Origin of the sequence: Amycolatopsis sp. lyj-346, assembly GCF_046548975.1 — a bacterium.
Taxonomy (GTDB): Bacteria; Actinomycetota; Actinomycetes; order Mycobacteriales; family Pseudonocardiaceae; genus Amycolatopsis.
Map to the genome: position 1 here is coordinate 620008 of NZ_JAJPWT010000001.1, position 16696 is coordinate 636703.

Here is a 16696-nt window from a genome sequence, read left to right on the forward strand (position 1 = left end):
TCGTGTTCACTGGGGCACGTGGATACCGCGACCGAACCCGAGACCGAGCAGGTCGTCTTCGTCACCGAGGACGGCGTGCCCACCGGCGAAACCGGCCCCAAGCTGGCCAGTCACCACGAGCACACCCGGTTGCACCTGGCTTTCTCGTGCTACGTCCTGCGGCGCGGCGACAACGCCCTGCTGATCACCCAGCGCGCCCTCCACAAGAAGGTCTGGCCAGGGGTCTGGACCAACAGCGTCTGCGGCCACCCCGCACCCGGCGAAGCCATCGAGGACGCCGTCCAGCGGCGCGCGGGCTACGAGCTCGGGTTGCCGTCGCTGTCCGGGTTGCACTGCGTGCTGCCGAACTACCGCTACCGGACGCCGCCGTTCCAGGGGATCGTCGAGAACGAGTTCTGCCCGGTGTTCGCCGCGTGGGCCGACGCCGAGCCGGCACCGAACCCGGAGGAGGTCGGCGACTGGCGCTGGATTGCCTGGGCCGACTACATGGAGTTGCTGAACGACACGACGGCTAATGTGAGTTACTGGGCCAAGGACCAGTTCTCACTGCTCAAGGGCATCGAGCCGTTCTCCGGACTCTGAGCCGACCACTGCGGAGAGTCACTAACGCAGTCCCGTTTGAGCGAAATTCATCTTCTTCCACACCGGTACCTCAAGCGCGGCCGCCCCCACGTCGACAACCAAGGGGTGGTGGAGGTGGGGATGGTCGCCGAGGGCGAAGGCGCGCTGGGCCGGACGACCAGCCCGCAGCCGCCGGACCTGCTCCGCCTGCACGAGGCCATCGCCGGCCTCTTCGCCACCCAGGGCGACTGGCGGCGCGCCTACCAGCACCTGCGGTCCGCGCTGGACATCGCCCGCGACGGCAGTCTCCGCGACGCGCTGACGTCGAGCTACAACCGCCGCTACCTCGACGAGCGGCTGTACGGACCGTTCACCGACCGTCCGCCGCTGGCGCTCGCGCTGATCGATCTCGACCGCTTCAAGAGCGTCAACGACACGTACGGTCACCTCGTCGGCGACCGCGTGCTGCGCCGGGTCGCCGACCTCCTCCAGGAGGACCTCCCGCCGGGCGGCTTCTGCGCCCGCTACGGCGGCGAAGAGTTCGTGCTGTGGCTGCCGGGGCTCGACGCCGGACGGGCCGTCCGCGTCGTCGAGGACGCCCGGTTGCGAGTCGCCCGTCATCCCTGGTCACACCTGGAGCCGGGCTTGCGGGTGACCATCAGCGCCGGCCTGGCGCACGAGCCCGGGACGCCGGCGTCGCCGGAACGCCAGCTGCGCCGCGCGGACGCCCTGCTTTATGCGGCGAAACGCGCAGGCCGCAACAAAGTCGTCTATAGCGATGCGCAAACGACACAGTTAATAACCCACTCTGAGTAACGCAAACGGCGCATTACCCCGTCCGCCGAGAAGGCGTATCACCCGTTTGTCGACGCACACCGGCCGTTCGTCGACTCAAGGTGAAGAAAATTCCGGTGGGGTGTCGTCACGAACGGGGGGTATCCGTACGATAACGAAAACCTCCCGGGGAACGATCACCTTCTGCGGGGGGAGACGGCCAAGTCGAAGCCACCCCCTTCGATCGCGCGAAAGGAGACCGAGTGCCGGACGAGCTCGACAGCCCGGGAACCGGTCGCCACCTCGACGGTCCCGCGCGGCCCCGGCCCGGACGCCGCCGGTCGATGGAGGACCAGGGCGGGATCAGCGTCTCCGACGTCGTCGCCAAGACCACCGGCACTCGCCCGGTACCGCCCCGCGAGCAGCAGGACCGCCCCGACCAGGCGGGACGCCGGGTCCGCTCCGCCGAACCACCGGACGCACCGGCCCCGCCGCGGGCCTCGCAGCCGCGCGCTCCGCGGCCGGCGCAGGGTGCCGCCGAGGACCAGGTACCCACGGACGCCAACCGTCAACCCCGCACCCCGCGCCCCCGCCAGCCCCGCCGCACGACGGCCGCCGCCCCGCTGCCGGAGGCCCCGCCGCAGAGGCGACCCCCGGCCGCGAACCCGGGCCCGCAGCAGACGTCGGCCGCACCGCAGCCGCCCCGCCGCCTCCGCCGCCCGGTGGCCGAGCCGGACAGCGCCTCACCCCGACGCGTCCCCCGCCCCGACGCGGCGGCACCCCAGCGGCCGACCCCGGACAGCCCGGGTCCCCGCCGACCTGCCGAGGGGACCGCACCGCAGCGCACCGCAGGCGAGGGTCCCGCCGGACGCCGCCCAGCCGCCGACAGCCCGGCACTCCGCCACAGCCCGGCCGACGGCGCCGCACCGCAGCGCCCCGGCGGCGAAGGCCCCGCCGGACGCCGCCCCGCCACGGACAGCCCAGCACCCCGCCACAGTCCAGCCGAGGGCGCCGCACCGCAGCGCCCCGGCGGCGAAGGCCCCGCCGGACGCCGCCCCGCCACGGACAGCCCAGCACCCCGCCACAGTCCAGCCGACGGCCCCGCACCGCAGCGCACCGCGAGCGAAAGCCCCACCGGACGCCGCCCGGTGACCGACGGCCCGGCACCTCAGCGCCCCGGCGGCGACAGGCCGGCGCCCCGCCGAACCGCCGACAACCCCGCAACCCGGCGTCCCGCAGCACCGGCCGAGGCAGCCGCACCCCTGCACTCCACGCCGGACAGCCCGCGGCCCCGCCGCGCGGCCGCCGCCGACGGAGGCGCACCTCAGCGCCCCGGCGGCGATGGGCAGGCACCTCGCCGAACCGCCGACAACCCCGCGTCCCGGCGCCCCGCAGCCGCTGTCGCCGCTGTTCCGCCGCGGGCTGATCTTGATCCGCTGACCATGACCGACGAGATGGAAGCGATCGACGAGGCGACCCAGTACCGCCGCAAGATCGATCACACCCTCGCCCGGTTCTCCGCCGCCCATGACGAGATGGAAGCCGAAGAGGCCAAGCGGCGTGAGCGCCGTGAACGTCTCTCGCCCGCCTCGATCCTCGAGAGCACCCGGACCGCCCTGCACCGGGTTGTCGCCGCCGGGCCGTCTGCCGAAGAAGAGGCCGAACAGGCTCGGCTGCAGGAACAGAAGCAGCGGAAGGTCCAGCGGTCCGCGCGGTTCGGGCGGATCGCCGCCGCCGTCGTTGCCGGGCTCGTCTTCCTCGGGATCGGGGGCGCGTGGGGCGCCCAGACCTACTTCGACGCCAAGTTCACCCAGGTCTCCGCGCTCGACGAGGACTCCACCGACATCCAGGACGCCGAGGCGCAGGCCAACGACGAGAACTTCCTGATGGTCGGCTCCGACACCCGCGACGGCGCGTCCGCCGAAGAGGGCGTCGGCACCGCCGACAGCACTCCCGGCGCGCGCAGTGACACCGTGATGGTGGCGCACATCCCGGCCGACCGGAAGCGGGTTGTCGTCACGTCGTTCCCGCGTGACCTCGAGGTCAACCGGCCGGAGTGCCAGCGCTGGGACCCGGCGCAGAGCAAGAACACCGACGAGAAGGTTCCCGCGCAGAAGATCGCGAAGCTCAACACCGCGTACGCGGTCGGTGGGCCGTCGTGCGTCACCAAGGTGATCCAGCAGATCACCGGGCTGCGGATCAACCACTTCGTCGGCATCGACTTCAACGGCTTCAAGGAGATGGTCGACGCGGTGCACGGCGTCACCATCCACAACGAGATCCCGATCGACGACAGCATCCTCGGCAAGGTGCTGCTGCAGACCGGCGACGTCACGATCTCCGGCGACCAGGCACTGAACTTCGTCCGCGCACGGCACGTCAAGGGCGACCCCACGTCCGACTACGGCCGGATCAAGCGGCAGCAGGAGTTCATCGGCGCGCTGCTCAGGAAGGTCATGTCGTCGGACGTCGTGCTCGACCCCGGCAAGCTCAGCGACTTCATCAACGCCTTCGCGAAGGCCACCTTCGGCGACAACCTCGGCGTCAAGCAGATGATGACGCTGGCGCAGTCGATGAAGGGCCTGGACCCGTCGAAGATCACGTTCCTCACCGTCCCGACGGTCGGCACGGCCAACAACCGCGGCAACGAGGTTCTCGTCGCCAGCAAGACGAAGGCCCTCTTCGACGCGCTGCGCAACAACACCCCGCTGCCCGACCCGAACGCGCCGGTCCCGGTGGGCGAGCAGGCTCCGCCGACCAGCACGTCGAAGTCCAAGAGCAGCGGCAGCTCGAAGTCGACGACCACCCGCAAGAGCACCACCACGGGCTGAACCGCGAGGATCGTTAGACCGGGTTCACGTGCGGTTCACCCGGCGATGCGGTATTTGGCCACAGTTGGCCGTAGGGTTGGGCCATGCGTGAGGCTTACCATGTCGAACTCGAACAGCTCGCCGATCACCTGGCCGCGATGTCGGTCCAGGTCGCCGACGCGATGGAGCGGGCCACGAGGGCACTGCTGGACGCCGACCTCAGCCTCGCCGAGCAGGTGATCAGCGACGACGCCAAGGTCGACGACGCCCGCGCCCAGTGCGAGGAGCAGGCGTACGCCCTGCTGGCCCTGCAGGCGCCGGTGGCGACCGACCTGCGCACGGTCCTGGCGGCGATCCACGCCGCGGAGAGCCTGGAGCGGATGGGCGACCTGGCCCTGCACGTGGCGAAGGCCGCGCGCCGGCGGCACCCCGAGCCGGTGCTGCCGGACTCGGTGCGGCCGTACTTCGCCGAGATGGGCGAGGTCGCGGTCAAGCTGGCCCGCCAGACCGAGCAGGTCATCAAGACGAAGGACGTCGAAGCGGCGAAGACCGTCGAGTCCGACGACGACCAGGTGGACGACATCCACCGCCACCTGTTCACGGTGATCATGGACCGCGAGTGGCCGCACGGTGTGGCCGCGGCGGTCGACGTGACGCTGCTGGGCCGCTTCTACGAGCGCTACGCCGACCACGCCGTCTCGGTCGCGAAGCGCATGATCTTCGTCGTCACCGGCAAGATGCCGGGCTACGGCGTCGACGAAGACCTCTGAGCCACCCAAAGAAAAGCCCCCGGCCGCGGCCGGGGGCTTTTCCGTTACTCCACTTAGGACTCAGCCGAACCGGCCGGAAATGTAGTCTTCTGTGGCTTTTTCGTCCGGGTTGGAGAAGATCTTCTCCGTGTCGTTCAGTTCCACCAGCCGGCCCGGCTGGCCGACGCCGGCGAGGTTGAAGAACGCCGTCTGGTCGGAAACCCGGGCCGCCTGCTGCATGTTGTGCGTGACGATGACGATCGTGTAGTCCTTCTTCAGCTCGCCGATCAGGTCCTCGATCGCGAGCGTCGAGATCGGGTCCAGTGCCGAGCACGGCTCGTCCATCAGCAGCACGTCCGGCTGGACCGCGATCGCGCGGGCGATGCACAGCCGCTGCTGCTGACCGCCCGAAAGCCCGCCGCCCGGCTTGTTCAGGCGGTCCTTGACCTCGTTCCACAGGTTCGCCCCGCGCAGGGCGCGCTCGGCGATCTCGTCGAGCGCCTTCTTCCCCTTGGTACCACCCAGCTTCAGGCCCGCGACGACGTTGTCCTTGATGGACATCGTCGGGAACGGGTTGGGGCGCTGGAACACCATGCCGATCGTGCGGCGCACCTGGACCGGGTCGACCGACGACGCGTAGATGTTCTCGCCGTCCAGCAGGACGTCGCCCTCGACGCGGGCGCCGGGGATGACCTCGTGCATGCGGTTGAGCGTGCGCAGCACCGTCGACTTGCCACAGCCCGACGGGCCGATGAACGCGGTGACGTTGCGCGGCGGCACGGACAGGGTGACACCGTCGACGGCGTGGAACTTGCCGTAGTAGATGTCCACGTCCTTGACGTCGATTCGCTTTGCCATGGCTACAGCTCACTTCTTCTTCGGGGCGACAAGGCGCGCGAACACGGTGGCGAGAAGGTTGATCAGCGCGATGATGAGCACCAGCGTCAGCGCGGCGCCCCAGATGCGGTCGAAGCCGACCGAGCCGGGATCCATCGAGTTGGTGACGCGTTCGTTGTTCATCAGCAGCGGGAGGGCCGCCTGTTCGCCGCTGAAGATGTCCCAGTTCGTGTAGGCGGAGTAGCCGACCAGGACCAGCAGCGGCGCCGTCTCGCCCATGACACGGGCCAGTGCCATCATGATGCCGCCGATGATGCCGGACAGCGCCGTCGGCAGCACGATCTTCATGATCGTCTTCCACTTCGGCACGCCCAGCGCGTACGACGCCTCGCGCAGGTCGTCCGGGACGATCCGCAGCATCTCCTCCGACGACCGCACGACCACCGGGATCATCAGCAGCACCAGGGCCAGCGAGACGGCGAAACCGCTGCGCGGCAGGCCGAACGTGGTGATCCACAGCGCGTAGATGAACAGGGCGGCCACGATGGACGGCACGCCGGACAGGATGTCGACCATGAACGTGGTCGCCTTGGCGAGCTTGCCGTTGCGGCCGTACTCGACGAGGTAGATCGCGACGAGCATGCCGATCGGCACCGCGATGACGGCGCAGACGAGGCCCTGCAGCAGGCTGCCGACGATGGCGTGCAGCACACCGCCGCCGACCTCGTCGGACAGGTAGTTGCCCAGGTCCTCCGACCACCAGTTGCTGTACGGGAGGCGCTTGATGCCGTTCGCGATGACCGTGTACAGCACCCAGACCAGCGGAACGACGGCGATCAGGAACGAGAACCAGACCAGCGTGGTCGCGATCCCGTTCTTCACCTTGCGGGCCGCACTGACCTGCTGGAACGCGGGCGTTGTCGCGGGCGCTTCGAGCGAGGTGGTGGACATGGTCACAGCCCCTTCTTGCCGATGACGGACCGCGCGGCCAAGTTCACGACGAAGGTGAGCACGAACAGCACCAGGCCGGCCGCGATGTAGGCGCCGGCCGAAATCTCGTTGTTGAACTCGCTGTAGTTCGCGGCGATCTTCGATGCGAAGGTGGCGCCACCGTCGAAGAGGCTCCAGTCGAAGTTCTTGCCCTGCGGGATCAGCAGGATGACGGCCAGCGCGATCGTCTCGCCCAGCGCGCGGCCGAGACCGAGCATGGACGCGCCGACGTACCCGGCCTTGCCGAACGGCAGCACCGTGGTCCGGATGACCTCCCACCGCGTGGCGCCGAGCGCGAGCGCGCCCTCGATGTGCGGGGTCGGCGTCCGCTCGAAGACCTCGCGCGAAAGCGACGTGATGATCGGCAGGATCATCACGGCCAGCACGATGCCGGCGGTGAAGATCGTGCCGCGCACGCTCGGCGCGACGTTGCCGGGCGCCAGCAGCGGGAACCACGAGAACGTGTCGTTGATCCACTGCGAGAACGGCTCGATCGCCGGGGCGAACACCAGGATGCCCCACAGGCCGAAGATGATCGACGGCACCGCGGCGAGCAGGTCGATGATGTACCCGAACGGCCGGGCGAGGCGCGGGGGCGCGTACTGGGTGAGGAACAGCGCGATGCCCAGCGAGACCGGCATCGCGATGATCAGCGCCACGAGCGACGTCGCCACCGTCACCTCGAGCAGGTCGAGGATGCCGAACGACATGTTCGCGGGATCGCTCGTCGACCAGCCGTGGTTGGTCAGGAAGTTGCCCTTGTTGGCCTGCAACGCCGGGATCGCCTGGATGAGCAGGAACAACCCGATCAAGCCGATCAGGGCGACGACGAAAACACCGGCCCCGGTGGTCAGGTTCTGGAAGATGCGGTCACCGGGCCGCACATTCTTCGGTTTCTCACCCGCGGGCGGCTGCTTCTCGGCCGGCGGGGCTGGTTGCTCCGAAATCGGGACCTCCGGGGGCGTCGTGACGGACGACGAACGCCCACCGGGGTCGCCGGTGGGCGTTCGCGTCGAGGATGACTCGCTCATCAGCTACTTCTGACCAGCCTGTATCAACTCGGGGAGCTGTCGCAGCACCAGGTCAGGAGATGGCCTTGACCGCGGCCAGGACCTTGGTCTGCAGCGACTGCGGGATCGGGACGTAGCCCTTCGAGGACAGCGGCTGCTGGCCGTCGGTGGCGGCCACCGTCAGGAACGCCTTGACGGCCTTCGCGACGTTCGGGTCCGCGTACTTCGAGCAGACGATCTCGTAGGTCGCCAGCAGCAGCGGGTAGGCACCCGGGGTGTTGCTGGCGTAGATGCCGTTGAGGTCGAGCGCGAGGTCGTTCGACCCCTCCTTGAGGAACTTGGCCGCGTCGAGGGACTTGGCCACGTTCGCCGCGTTGAGCTCGACGCCGCCGGAGCCGCTGTCGAGCAGGGCCGGGGTCAGGCCGTCCTTGGCGAACGCGCCCTCGACGTAGGTGATGCCGCCGTCGGAGGCCTTCACCGCGGTCGCGACGCCGTTGGAGCCCTGCGCACCGTTGCCGACGCCACCGTTGAACTTCTTGCCCGCACCCTTGGTCCAGTCGGCCTTCGCGGCCGCGCCCAGGTACTTCTGGAAGTTGTCGGTGGTGCCCGACTCGTCGGCGCGGGACACGACCTGGATGGCCTTGTCCGGCAGGTTCAGGCTCTCGTTGCCCTTGACCGCCTTGATGGCCGGGTCGTTCCACTTGGTGATGCCGCCGCTGAAGATCTTGGCGGTCACCGACGGGGTCAGCGTCAGCTTGTCCACGCCGGAGAGCTTGTAGGCCACCGCGATCGGGCCGACCACGAGCGGGAGGTTCCAGGCGTCGCTGGCGCAGCGGGCCTTGGCGGCCTCGGCGTCGGCGTCCTTGATCGGCGAGTCCGAGCCGCCGAAGTCGATCTGGTTGGCGTTGAACTGCTTGACGCCCGCGCCCGAACCGCTCGGGTTGTAGTTGACCTGCTGGCCGGCGCACTTCTTGCTGTACTGCTGCGTGAAGATGTCGATGGCGTTCTTCTGGGCCGACGAACCTTCCGCGGACAGCGGGCTCTTGCCACCGCACTCCACGTCGGCGGTGCCGGTCGCAGCGGGCGCCGAAGCCGAGTTCGAGCCACTGCTGTTGGTCGCCGCGGGGTCGGTACCACAGGCGGCGAGCACGAGGGCGGCGCTCGCGACGATGCCCACCGCGCTCAGGGGCCGCATGATCTTCACTGCTGTTTCCTCCATCAGGAGCTTGACCGGGGTCGTCGCGGCGTACTACCGCGCCGGATCCGGACATTAGGCAGCGCTGATGGACGGTCGGCCGTGAACAAATGAACGCAAAGTGAACAGACCACCGGATGTGAGCAGGGCTACTAGCCGGACAGGTCGCCGTGTCCGGGCCGTGACCTGCGCGTTTGCCGTCAGTGACGACACGCTCGCGCGGCGTCGACCGTGGTCACCGACCGTACTGGACGTCGGTTTCGTGACGCGTGAACCCGAGCTTGGTGTAGACCGCCAGCGCCGGTGCGTTGTCGCCCTCGACGTACAGGATGATCTGCCGCAGCCCGAGGCCCGCGAGGTACCGCAGCCCGGCGAGCGTGAGCGCCCGCCCGAGCCCGCCGCCCTGCGCGGCCGGGTCGACGCCGACGACGTACACCTCGCCGACGCGTTCGCCGCCGAACCGGCCCGGCGTCGGCTCGTGCACCTTCGTCCAGTGGAAGCCGATGACGGTGTCTTTTTCCACGGCGAGGAAGAAGCCGTCGGCGTCGAACCACGCCCGCCGCTCGGCGGCGCGGACGTCGTCGGCGGTCAGTGCGCCCTGCTCGGGGTGCCAGTCGAAGGCACGGGCGTTGACCCGGACGACGGCGTCCTCGTCCTGCCCCGGCACGAACGTCCGCAGTGAGACACCGTCGCGCAGGACCGGCTCCGGCCAGTCCGAGTTCTCGACGTCGACGTGCAGGATCAGCAGCTCGCGCTTGCGCTCGAGGCCGGTCTTGAGCGCCAGCTTCTGCGCGGCCGGGTGATCGCCGTGCGCCCAGACGCGGAAGCCGACCGCGGCCCGCTCGTCGAGCGCCTGAAGCAGCTTCGCGCCGTAGCCGCGGTTGCGGTGGGCGGGGTGCACGAACAGCTCGGCGACCTGGTGCCCGAACGAGTTACCGGTGGTGTTGAGGTGCGCGTAGCCGACGACCTCGTCCTCGACGCAGGCGACGAGGTGCTCACCGCCGTCGAACTCGCCGGGGAGCGGCCCCGTGGGCTCGACCTCGGGCCGCCCGTCCGCGTCGCGCACGGCCAGCAGCAGCCGCCGCACGTCCTCGAGCTGCTGTTCGTCCAGTTCCTGGCGCCACTCGCCGTCTCCGCTCACCCTGCGACCGTACCCGGGCCGGACGCAACGCGACGGCTGTGCGGGACGTCTTCCGTGCGCGGAAGGGGGATCAGTGGGCGAGTTCGGGAGTGTCGGCCGAGGCCGAGGCCGGCGTTTCGGCGGTCGCCTGCGCGGGCACGCCCGGACGCGGGCCGCCGCTCTTGGCCGGCCGCTCGAACTTGTAGCCGACGTTGCGCACGGTGCCGATCATCTGCTCGTGCTCGGGGCCGAGCTTGGCGCGCAGCCGCCGGACGTGCACGTCGACCGTGCGGGTGCCGCCGAAGAAGTCGTAGCCCCAGACCTCCTGCAGCAGCTGGGCGCGGGTGAACACCCGGCCCGCGTGCTGCGCGAGGTACTTGAGCAGCTCGAACTCCTTGTAGGTGAGCTCGAGGGTGCGCTTGCGCAGCCGGGCGGTGTAGGTCGCCTCGTCGATCACCAGCTCGCCGACCCGCAGCTCGGCGTCGACCTGCGCGGAACCGCCGTCGCGGGTGGTGACCAGCCGCAGCCGGGCGTCGACCTCGGCCGGGCCGGCGGTGGGCAGCAGGATGTCGTCGGTGCGCCACTCGGCGCTGACCGCCACCAGGCCGCCTTCGCCGACGACCGCGATGATCGGGGTGGCCGCCTCGTCTTCACCGGTGCCCTTGAGCAGGCGGCAGAGGCTCTTCGCCGAGGCCAGGTCGCTGCGGGCGTCGAGGAGGATCACGTCCCGGTGGCCCGCGTCGAGCAGGGCCGTCACCTCGGGAGCGCGGACGCGTACGGTGTGCGGCAGCAGGTCCAGTGCGGGAAGTACCGAGGTGGCGTCGGCCTCTGCAGTCAGTACCAGAAGGTCCAGGCTCATCAGCCGCACCGCCTTATCGAGTCGTCGCCGCACAGCGGCGTTGGTCGGTGCTAAGTGAGAATAGCGGCTGAACGGCCGGGCACCTAACCCTTGCTGGATCGATCACACCTGGAGGAATCCGGGTGTCCCCGACGAACAGGAGTACGGACGCGATGGTGAGCAGGCCCGTGACCCGGGACGACCGACCCGCACCGAGGCCCGACGCGCGACGTCGCGGCCGCCGGGCCCGGCGCTGGGTGATCGCACTGGTCGTCCTGCTGCTTCTGCTGGTCGGTGCCGATTTCGGGGCCGCCGCGTACGCCGAGCACATGATTTCGCAGAAGGCCCGCACCCAGCTGCAGCTGAGCGACGACCCGTCGGTGACGATCCACGGCTTCCCGTTCCTCACGCAGGCGCTGGGCGGTGACTACGGTCACATCAGCGTGTCCGCCGCCGGCGTCCCGGTCGCGGGCAAGCTCCAGGACGTCGCGGTGAACGCCGAGCTGGAGAACGTCACGGCGCCGCTGTCGGACCTCACCTCGGGCAACACGAAGGCGATCACCATCGGCGAGCTGACCGGCTCGGTCACCATCAAGGCCGCCGACCTGGCCCGCCTCGCGCCGCTGGACAAGATCAAGGACCTGCGGATCGAGCCGTCGAGCTCCGACTACGTCGAAAACGGCGACGCCGGGCAGAGCGAGCCGGCGCCGACCACGACGAAGACCACCGAGGGCCAGGCCGACCAGGACGAGTCGAGCACCGGCGTCCGCATTTCGGGACACCTTCAGTTCGCGGGCAAGGATCTGGAAATCTTCTGTTTCGCGATGATCGAGGCCGACGCCGCCAAGGGGACGATCAACTTCCTCCCCAAGCGGCTGCAGTTCGGGAACAACCAGGAGACCACCGTGGTCCCCGCGGCGGTGCAGAAGGCGCTGATGCCGAACTTCAACGCCTCGATCAACACGAAGGACCTGCCGCTGTCGGTCACCCCGACCGGCGTGCGGGTGCAGAGCGGATCGGTGACGATCAAGGGCAAGGCGACGAACGTGTCCTTCGCGGACCTGAGCAAGTAGGAGCGGCCGGTGACGGGGCTGTGGGTACTCGTGGCGGCGCTGGTGGCCGCCACGGCCGCCGGCGCGCTGCTCAAGGCCCGAAACGGCCGGGTGCGCGACGCCAAACCCGCGCGTGCGCTGCCCGGTCCCGTCGCCGACGCCCTCGACCCGGCGTCCGCCGTGACGCTGGTCCAGATCTCCACCACCTTCTGCGCGCCCTGCCGGCACGCGAAGGCCGTGCTCGCGCCGCTGGCCGAGCGGACCGACGGACTGCACCACGTCGAGCTCGACGTGACGAACCAGCCGGAGGTCGCGCAGTCGCTGTCCGTGCTGCGGACGCCGACCACGATCGCACTGACCCCGGACGGCCGGGAGCTCCTGCGCGTCGGCGGCGTCCCCAAGGGACCCGAACTGCTCGCCGCCCTCCGGCCGCATCTCACCGCCCCCACCCCCTGACGTTCGCGTTCGCACATTCACTTTCCCCGGGAAAGATGCGTACGCGGGGGTGTGGTGTCCCACGTGCCGGGATGCATCCCAAGGTATGAACGTGGTTCCCACCCTGAGGGAGCTCTGGGTACCCTCACACCCGTGACCGGGCTGACCACCTTCTTCTTGACGCAGCGGCGTGCCGTCGACCTCTGCCGCGTCCGAAGCAGCCTGTGTCGCACTCACCCCGACCGGCGCTGACCGACGCCCGGACCCAGCCAGCCCCGATGACGCTGACGCGTGCCGTTCGCACGCACCCCTCTGCTCCAGCTGGAGGAACCATGTCCGCCGGACCGGCCGTCGACCCGCGAGGCCCGCGGTTCGCCGCCATCCTCACCACGATCGTGCTCGCGGTCGTGCTGGTCACCGAATGGTGGCCACTGCTGGCGGTCCAGACCGTCGTGTTCGCGATCGGCGCCTTCGCCGGCCTCAAACCGGCGCCGTACTCGATCCTCTACCGCACGCTGGTCGCCCCGCGTCTCGGCCCGACCGACGAGCGGGAGGACGCGGCGCCGCTGCGGTTCGCCCAGGCCGTCGGGTTCGTGTTCGCACTGGTCGGCACGATCGGCTTCGCCGCGGGGATCACCCCGCTCGGCCTCGTCGCGACGGCGTTCGCGCTGTTCGCGGCCTTCCTCAACGCGGCCTTCAACTTCTGCCTCGGCTGCGAAATGTACTTGCTGATCAAACGCTTCAGCCCCGCCCGCGCGTCCTGACGAACAACCCAGAAAGAGAGTCCAGTTCATGAGCCGTGAAGACGTCCTTGTCACCACCCAGTGGGCCGAAGAGAACCTGGACACCCCCGGCGTCGTGTTCGCCGAGGTCGACGAGGACACCACCGCCTACGACGCCGGCCACATCCGGGGCGCGGTGAAGTTCGACTGGCGGAACGACCTGCAGGACGGGGTGCGCCGCGACTTCGTCTCCAAGGAGGGCTTCGAGAAGCTCCTTTCGGAGAAGGGCATCTCCAACGACGACCTCGTGATCCTCTACGGCGGCAACAACAACTGGTTCGCCGCGTACGCGTACTGGTACTTCAAGCTGTACGGCCACGAGAAGGTCAAACTGCTCGACGGCGGCCGCAAGAAGTGGGAGCTCGACGGCCGCGAGCTCAACTCCGACGAGGTCAAGCGCGCCGCCACCGAGTACAAGGCGCAGGACCAGGACCTGTCGCTGCGCGCGTTCCGCGACGAGGTCGTCCAGTCGATCGGGTCGAAGAACTTCGTCGACGTGCGCTCGCCCGACGAGTTCTCCGGCAAGCTGCTCGCCCCGGCGCACCTGCCGCAGGAGCAGTCCCAGGTTCCCGGCCACATCCCCGGCGCGCTGAACGTGCCGTGGGCGAAGGTCGCCAACGAGGACGGCACCTTCAAGACCGAGGAAGAGATCAAGGAGCTGTACAAGGACGAGGGCATCGACGAGGGCAAGGGCACCATCGCCTACTGCCGCATCGGCGAGCGCTCCTCGATCGCGTGGTTCGCGCTCCACGAGCTGCTGGGCTACGAGGACGTGAAGAACTACGACGGTTCATGGACGGAATACGGCTCGCTCGTCGGCGTGCCGGTCGAGTTGGGAGCCAAGTGATGGCGGTTGACGACAGCTGCGGCGCACCGGTCCAGGAGGCCACGCCGTCGGACTTCGACACGCGCGGGCAGGTCGTGCTCGCCGGCAAGGTGACCGGCGCGAACGGGCCGGTCGGCGGCGCGTTCGTCCGGCTGCTGGACGGCGGCGGGGACTTCACCGGCGAGGTCGTCTCGTCGGCCGACGGCGACTTCCGCTTCTACGCGGCGCCGGGCGAGTGGACGGTCCGCGCCCTCCACCGCACCGGCAACGGCGAAGCCTCGGTCACCGCCGAGGGACCCGGCCTGCACCAGCTGGCCATCTCGGTCGCCTGAGTTCAGCCTCCTGAGGGCCTTCCCGCCGCGGCGGGAAGGCCCTCACGGCTGTCCGGGGGTCACCCACGCGGTGACTGTGCTCACCGCGGCGGCCCTGCGCAGGGCCGTCCGGAGCCGGGCGGACTATTCTGCGGGGCGTGGAAGCCATCTTTACGACTCTGCTGGTCCTCGCCGGCGTCGCGATCACCTGGTTCGCCGTGTACGTCGTTTACCGGCTGTACGCGGACCAGCGCTGACCCATGACCGCCAGCGGCGACGAAGCCATCGTGGCAGCGGAAAGGCGCGCGGAGAGCACCCGTTCGCGCAACCTCCCGCTGTGGGACGACCTGCCCATCCCCAACGACACCGCGAACCTGCGCGAGGGGCCGAACCTCAACGACGCCTGCCTCGCGCTGCTGCCGCTCGTCGGCGTCTGGCGTGGTGAGGGCGAGGTCGGCTACCCGACCATCGACGGCCCCCGCAAGTTCGCGCAGCAGCTGACGATCTCCCACGACGGCCGCCCGTTCCTGATCCACGAGTCCCGCGCGTGGCTCCTGGACGACGACGGCAACGTCATCCGCCCCGCCGCCCGCGAGTCCGGGTTCTGGCGGCCGCAGGCGGACGACACGATCGAGCTGCTGCTCACGCACAACACCGGCATCGTCGAGCTGTACTACGGCAAGCCGCGCAACCAGACGTCCTGGGAGCTCGGCACGGACGCGGTGATCCGCACGGCCACGGCCAAGGACGTCACCGCGGCCCAGCGCCTCTACGGCCTGATCGAAGGCTCCCTCGGCTACGTCGAGGAGCGGGCGATGGTCGGCCAGGAGCTGCAGCCGCACACCTCGGCCCTGCTGCACCGCGTCGTCGGCTGACGCCGTGCGCTGGCGGCGGTGCGGCGAGGACGCCGCCCTGCTCGACTGCGGCTCGCTCGACCGGATGCGGGCCGCCCACGCGATCGTGCGGGCCGCGCGCCCGCCCGGGGTCGTCGACCTCGTGCCGGGCGCGCGCAGCCTGCTCGTCGTCGGCGGTGTCGCGGCCGTGCGTGCGCTGCTCGAAGGCGCCGATCTCACGCGGCCGCCCGCGGAACAGCCCCGCGAAGTGACTCTCGACGTCCGCTACGACGGCGAGGACCTGGCCCTGATCGCGGCGGACGCCGGAGTTTCCCCCGACGCCGTCGTCGCGATGCACACCGAGGCCGGCTACACGGTGGCGTTCACCGGGTTCGCCCCCGGTTTCGGCTACCTGACCGGGCTTCCGTCGCCACTTAGGCAGCCTCGCCTGGAGTCGCCGCGGACCCGCGTCCCGGCCGGCTCGGTCGGGCTCGCCGGCGAGTTCACCGGCGTCTACCCACGCGAGTCGCCCGGCGGCTGGCGGTTGCTCGGGCACACGTCGGCGACGCTGTTCGACCCCCGCGCCGACCCGCCCGCGTTGTTCGCACCGGGTGTCCGCGTCCGCTTCCGGCGCGTCCGGTGAGGAGCCTGGAAGTGCTCGATCCCGGGCGGTACGCGCTGGTCGAGGACCTGGGCCGGCCCGGCTACGCCCACCTGGGTGTCGCGCCGTCGGGCGCACTCGACACGGCGTCGCTGCGGCTGGCGAACCGGCTCGTCGGCAACTCCGAGGACACCGCCGGGATCGAGGCCCTGCTCGGCGGCCTCTCCGTGCGGTTCACGGCGACGGCGACGGCGGCGGTCACCGGCCCGGCGGTCGACGTCCGGGTCGACGGCCGTCCGGCCGGCTCCCACGCGCCGCTGCCGGTCCGCGCGGGACAGACGTTGTCGATCGGCACCCCGGCGGCCGGGCTGCGGTGCTACCTGGCGGTGTCCGGGGGCATCGCGGTGGAGCCGGTGCTGGGCAGCCGGTCCCGGGACGTCCTCTCCGGCATCGGCCCGCCGCCGCTGCGCGCCGGCGACGTGCTCCCGCTCGGCGATCCCGGGATCCCGGCGGGCGCGGACGTCGTCGTGCCCCTCCGGGCGCCGGACGAGCTCGTGGTGGCCGTGACGCTCGGCCCGCGTGACGACTGGTTCGACGACCCGGCGGGCGGGCTCGCGGCGGGGTGGACGGTCACGGCCGAGTCCAACCGCGTCGGCCTGCGCCTCGACGGGACGCCGCTGCGCCGGGCCGTCGACGGGGAGCTGCCCAGCGAGGGCGTCGTCACCGGCGCGATCCAGGTGCCGCCGAGCGGGCGGCCGGTGGTGTTCCTCGCCGACCACCCGACGACCGGCGGCTACCCCGTCGCCGCGGTGGTGAAAACGGCCGCGTTGAGCGCGCTCGCGCAGGCTCGGCCGGGTACCCGAATCCGGTTCCGGCCTTCCTGACCAAGGCGTACCGCCGCGCGGGTGAGACCCCGGTCACGCGGTGCACCCGTCCGGGTAGGGGCCGGAACCATGTCGCGCCGTCACCCGT

At 70.3% G+C, this 16696-nt stretch carries 19 protein-coding genes; 13 read left to right on the top strand and 6 right to left on the bottom strand.

The genetic code is table 11. The features are described from left to right. The first annotated feature begins 18 nt into the window (after window positions 1–18). The 4 genes from idi to phoU all read left to right on the top strand — a co-directional run bounded on the left by idi (window position 19) and on the right by phoU (window position 4915). Window positions 19–582 carry an isopentenyl-diphosphate Delta-isomerase gene (idi, locus tag ACLJQE_RS03055; RefSeq protein WP_410637371.1) on the top strand — a complete coding sequence of 188 codons (564 nt, stop codon included), beginning with the start codon at window positions 19–21 and terminating at the stop codon, window positions 580–582. 120 nt (window positions 583–702) lie between these two features. After that, window positions 703–1377, top strand: coding sequence for a GGDEF domain-containing protein (locus tag ACLJQE_RS03060; protein ID WP_410637372.1), 675 nt, complete (start codon window positions 703–705; stop codon window positions 1375–1377). 1400 nt (window positions 1378–2777) lie between these two features. Next, window positions 2778–4166, top strand: a complete 1389-nt coding sequence (locus ACLJQE_RS03065; protein ID WP_410637373.1) for an LCP family protein — start codon at window positions 2778–2780, stop codon at window positions 4164–4166. A gap of 83 nt (window positions 4167–4249) precedes the next feature. Further along, entirely contained in the window at window positions 4250–4915 is a 666-nt protein-coding gene (gene phoU, locus ACLJQE_RS03070) for a phosphate signaling complex protein PhoU (RefSeq protein WP_410637374.1), read from the top strand. A gap of 60 nt (window positions 4916–4975) precedes the next feature. Here the strand turns inward: phoU and pstB are convergent, their stop codons facing one another. The 6 genes from pstB to ACLJQE_RS03100 all read right to left on the bottom strand — a co-directional run bounded on the left by pstB (window position 4976) and on the right by ACLJQE_RS03100 (window position 10905). Beyond that, on the bottom strand, window positions 4976–5752 hold the full coding sequence (gene pstB, locus ACLJQE_RS03075; protein WP_410637375.1) for a phosphate ABC transporter ATP-binding protein PstB: 777 nt from the start codon (window positions 5750–5752) through the stop codon (window positions 4976–4978). A gap of 9 nt (window positions 5753–5761) precedes the next feature. Then, entirely contained in the window at window positions 5762–6682 is a 921-nt protein-coding gene (gene pstA / locus ACLJQE_RS03080; RefSeq protein ID WP_410637376.1) for a phosphate ABC transporter permease PstA, read from the bottom strand. Between the two features lie 2 nt (window positions 6683–6684). Beyond that, window positions 6685–7605, bottom strand: a complete 921-nt coding sequence (pstC, locus tag ACLJQE_RS03085; protein WP_410638295.1) for a phosphate ABC transporter permease subunit PstC — start codon at window positions 7603–7605, stop codon at window positions 6685–6687. Between the two features lie 199 nt (window positions 7606–7804). Next, window positions 7805–8935, bottom strand: a complete 1131-nt coding sequence (pstS, locus tag ACLJQE_RS03090) for a phosphate ABC transporter substrate-binding protein PstS (RefSeq protein ID WP_410637377.1) — start codon at window positions 8933–8935, stop codon at window positions 7805–7807. A 226-nt stretch (window positions 8936–9161) separates the two neighbouring features. Beyond that, window positions 9162–10067, bottom strand: coding sequence for a mycothiol synthase (mshD, locus tag ACLJQE_RS03095; RefSeq protein ID WP_410637378.1), 906 nt, complete (start codon window positions 10065–10067; stop codon window positions 9162–9164). 70 nt (window positions 10068–10137) lie between these two features. Continuing rightward, window positions 10138–10905, bottom strand: a complete 768-nt coding sequence (locus ACLJQE_RS03100; RefSeq protein WP_410637379.1) for a winged-helix domain-containing protein — start codon at window positions 10903–10905, stop codon at window positions 10138–10140. A gap of 152 nt (window positions 10906–11057) precedes the next feature. Here ACLJQE_RS03100 and ACLJQE_RS03105 point away from each other — a divergent pair, with 152 nt between their 5' ends. From ACLJQE_RS03105 to ACLJQE_RS03145, 9 genes are all read left to right on the top strand, one after another. Continuing rightward, window positions 11058–11957: a DUF2993 domain-containing protein gene (locus ACLJQE_RS03105; protein ID WP_410637380.1), complete on the top strand. Its 900-nt coding sequence runs from the start codon at window positions 11058–11060 to the stop codon at window positions 11955–11957. Window positions 11958–11966: 9 nt separating this feature from the next. Further along, window positions 11967–12392, top strand: coding sequence for a TlpA family protein disulfide reductase (locus ACLJQE_RS03110; RefSeq protein WP_410637381.1), 426 nt, complete (start codon window positions 11967–11969; stop codon window positions 12390–12392). 132 nt (window positions 12393–12524) lie between these two features. Then, complete coding sequence (locus ACLJQE_RS03115; RefSeq protein WP_410637382.1) at window positions 12525–12623, top strand: putative leader peptide; 99 nt, start codon at window positions 12525–12527, stop codon at window positions 12621–12623. Window positions 12624–12703: 80 nt separating this feature from the next. Further along, window positions 12704–13135, top strand: a complete 432-nt coding sequence (locus ACLJQE_RS03120; protein WP_410637383.1) for a DUF4395 domain-containing protein — start codon at window positions 12704–12706, stop codon at window positions 13133–13135. Between the two features lie 28 nt (window positions 13136–13163). After that, window positions 13164–14000, top strand: coding sequence for a sulfurtransferase (locus tag ACLJQE_RS03125; RefSeq protein ID WP_410637384.1), 837 nt, complete (start codon window positions 13164–13166; stop codon window positions 13998–14000). Next, entirely contained in the window at window positions 14000–14311 is a 312-nt protein-coding gene (locus ACLJQE_RS03130) for a DUF1416 domain-containing protein (protein ID WP_410637385.1), read from the top strand. The genes ACLJQE_RS03125 and ACLJQE_RS03130 overlap by 1 nt, the downstream gene beginning before the upstream one ends. Before the next feature lie 239 nt (window positions 14312–14550). Next, window positions 14551–15165: an FABP family protein gene (locus ACLJQE_RS03135; RefSeq protein WP_410637386.1), complete on the top strand. Its 615-nt coding sequence runs from the start codon at window positions 14551–14553 to the stop codon at window positions 15163–15165. 4 nt (window positions 15166–15169) lie between these two features. Then, window positions 15170–15766, top strand: coding sequence for a 5-oxoprolinase subunit B family protein (locus ACLJQE_RS03140; RefSeq protein WP_410637387.1), 597 nt, complete (start codon window positions 15170–15172; stop codon window positions 15764–15766). Window positions 15767–15777: 11 nt separating this feature from the next. Beyond that, complete coding sequence (locus ACLJQE_RS03145; RefSeq protein WP_410637388.1) at window positions 15778–16608, top strand: biotin-dependent carboxyltransferase family protein; 831 nt, start codon at window positions 15778–15780, stop codon at window positions 16606–16608. The last annotated feature ends 88 nt before the right edge of the window (window positions 16609–16696 follow it).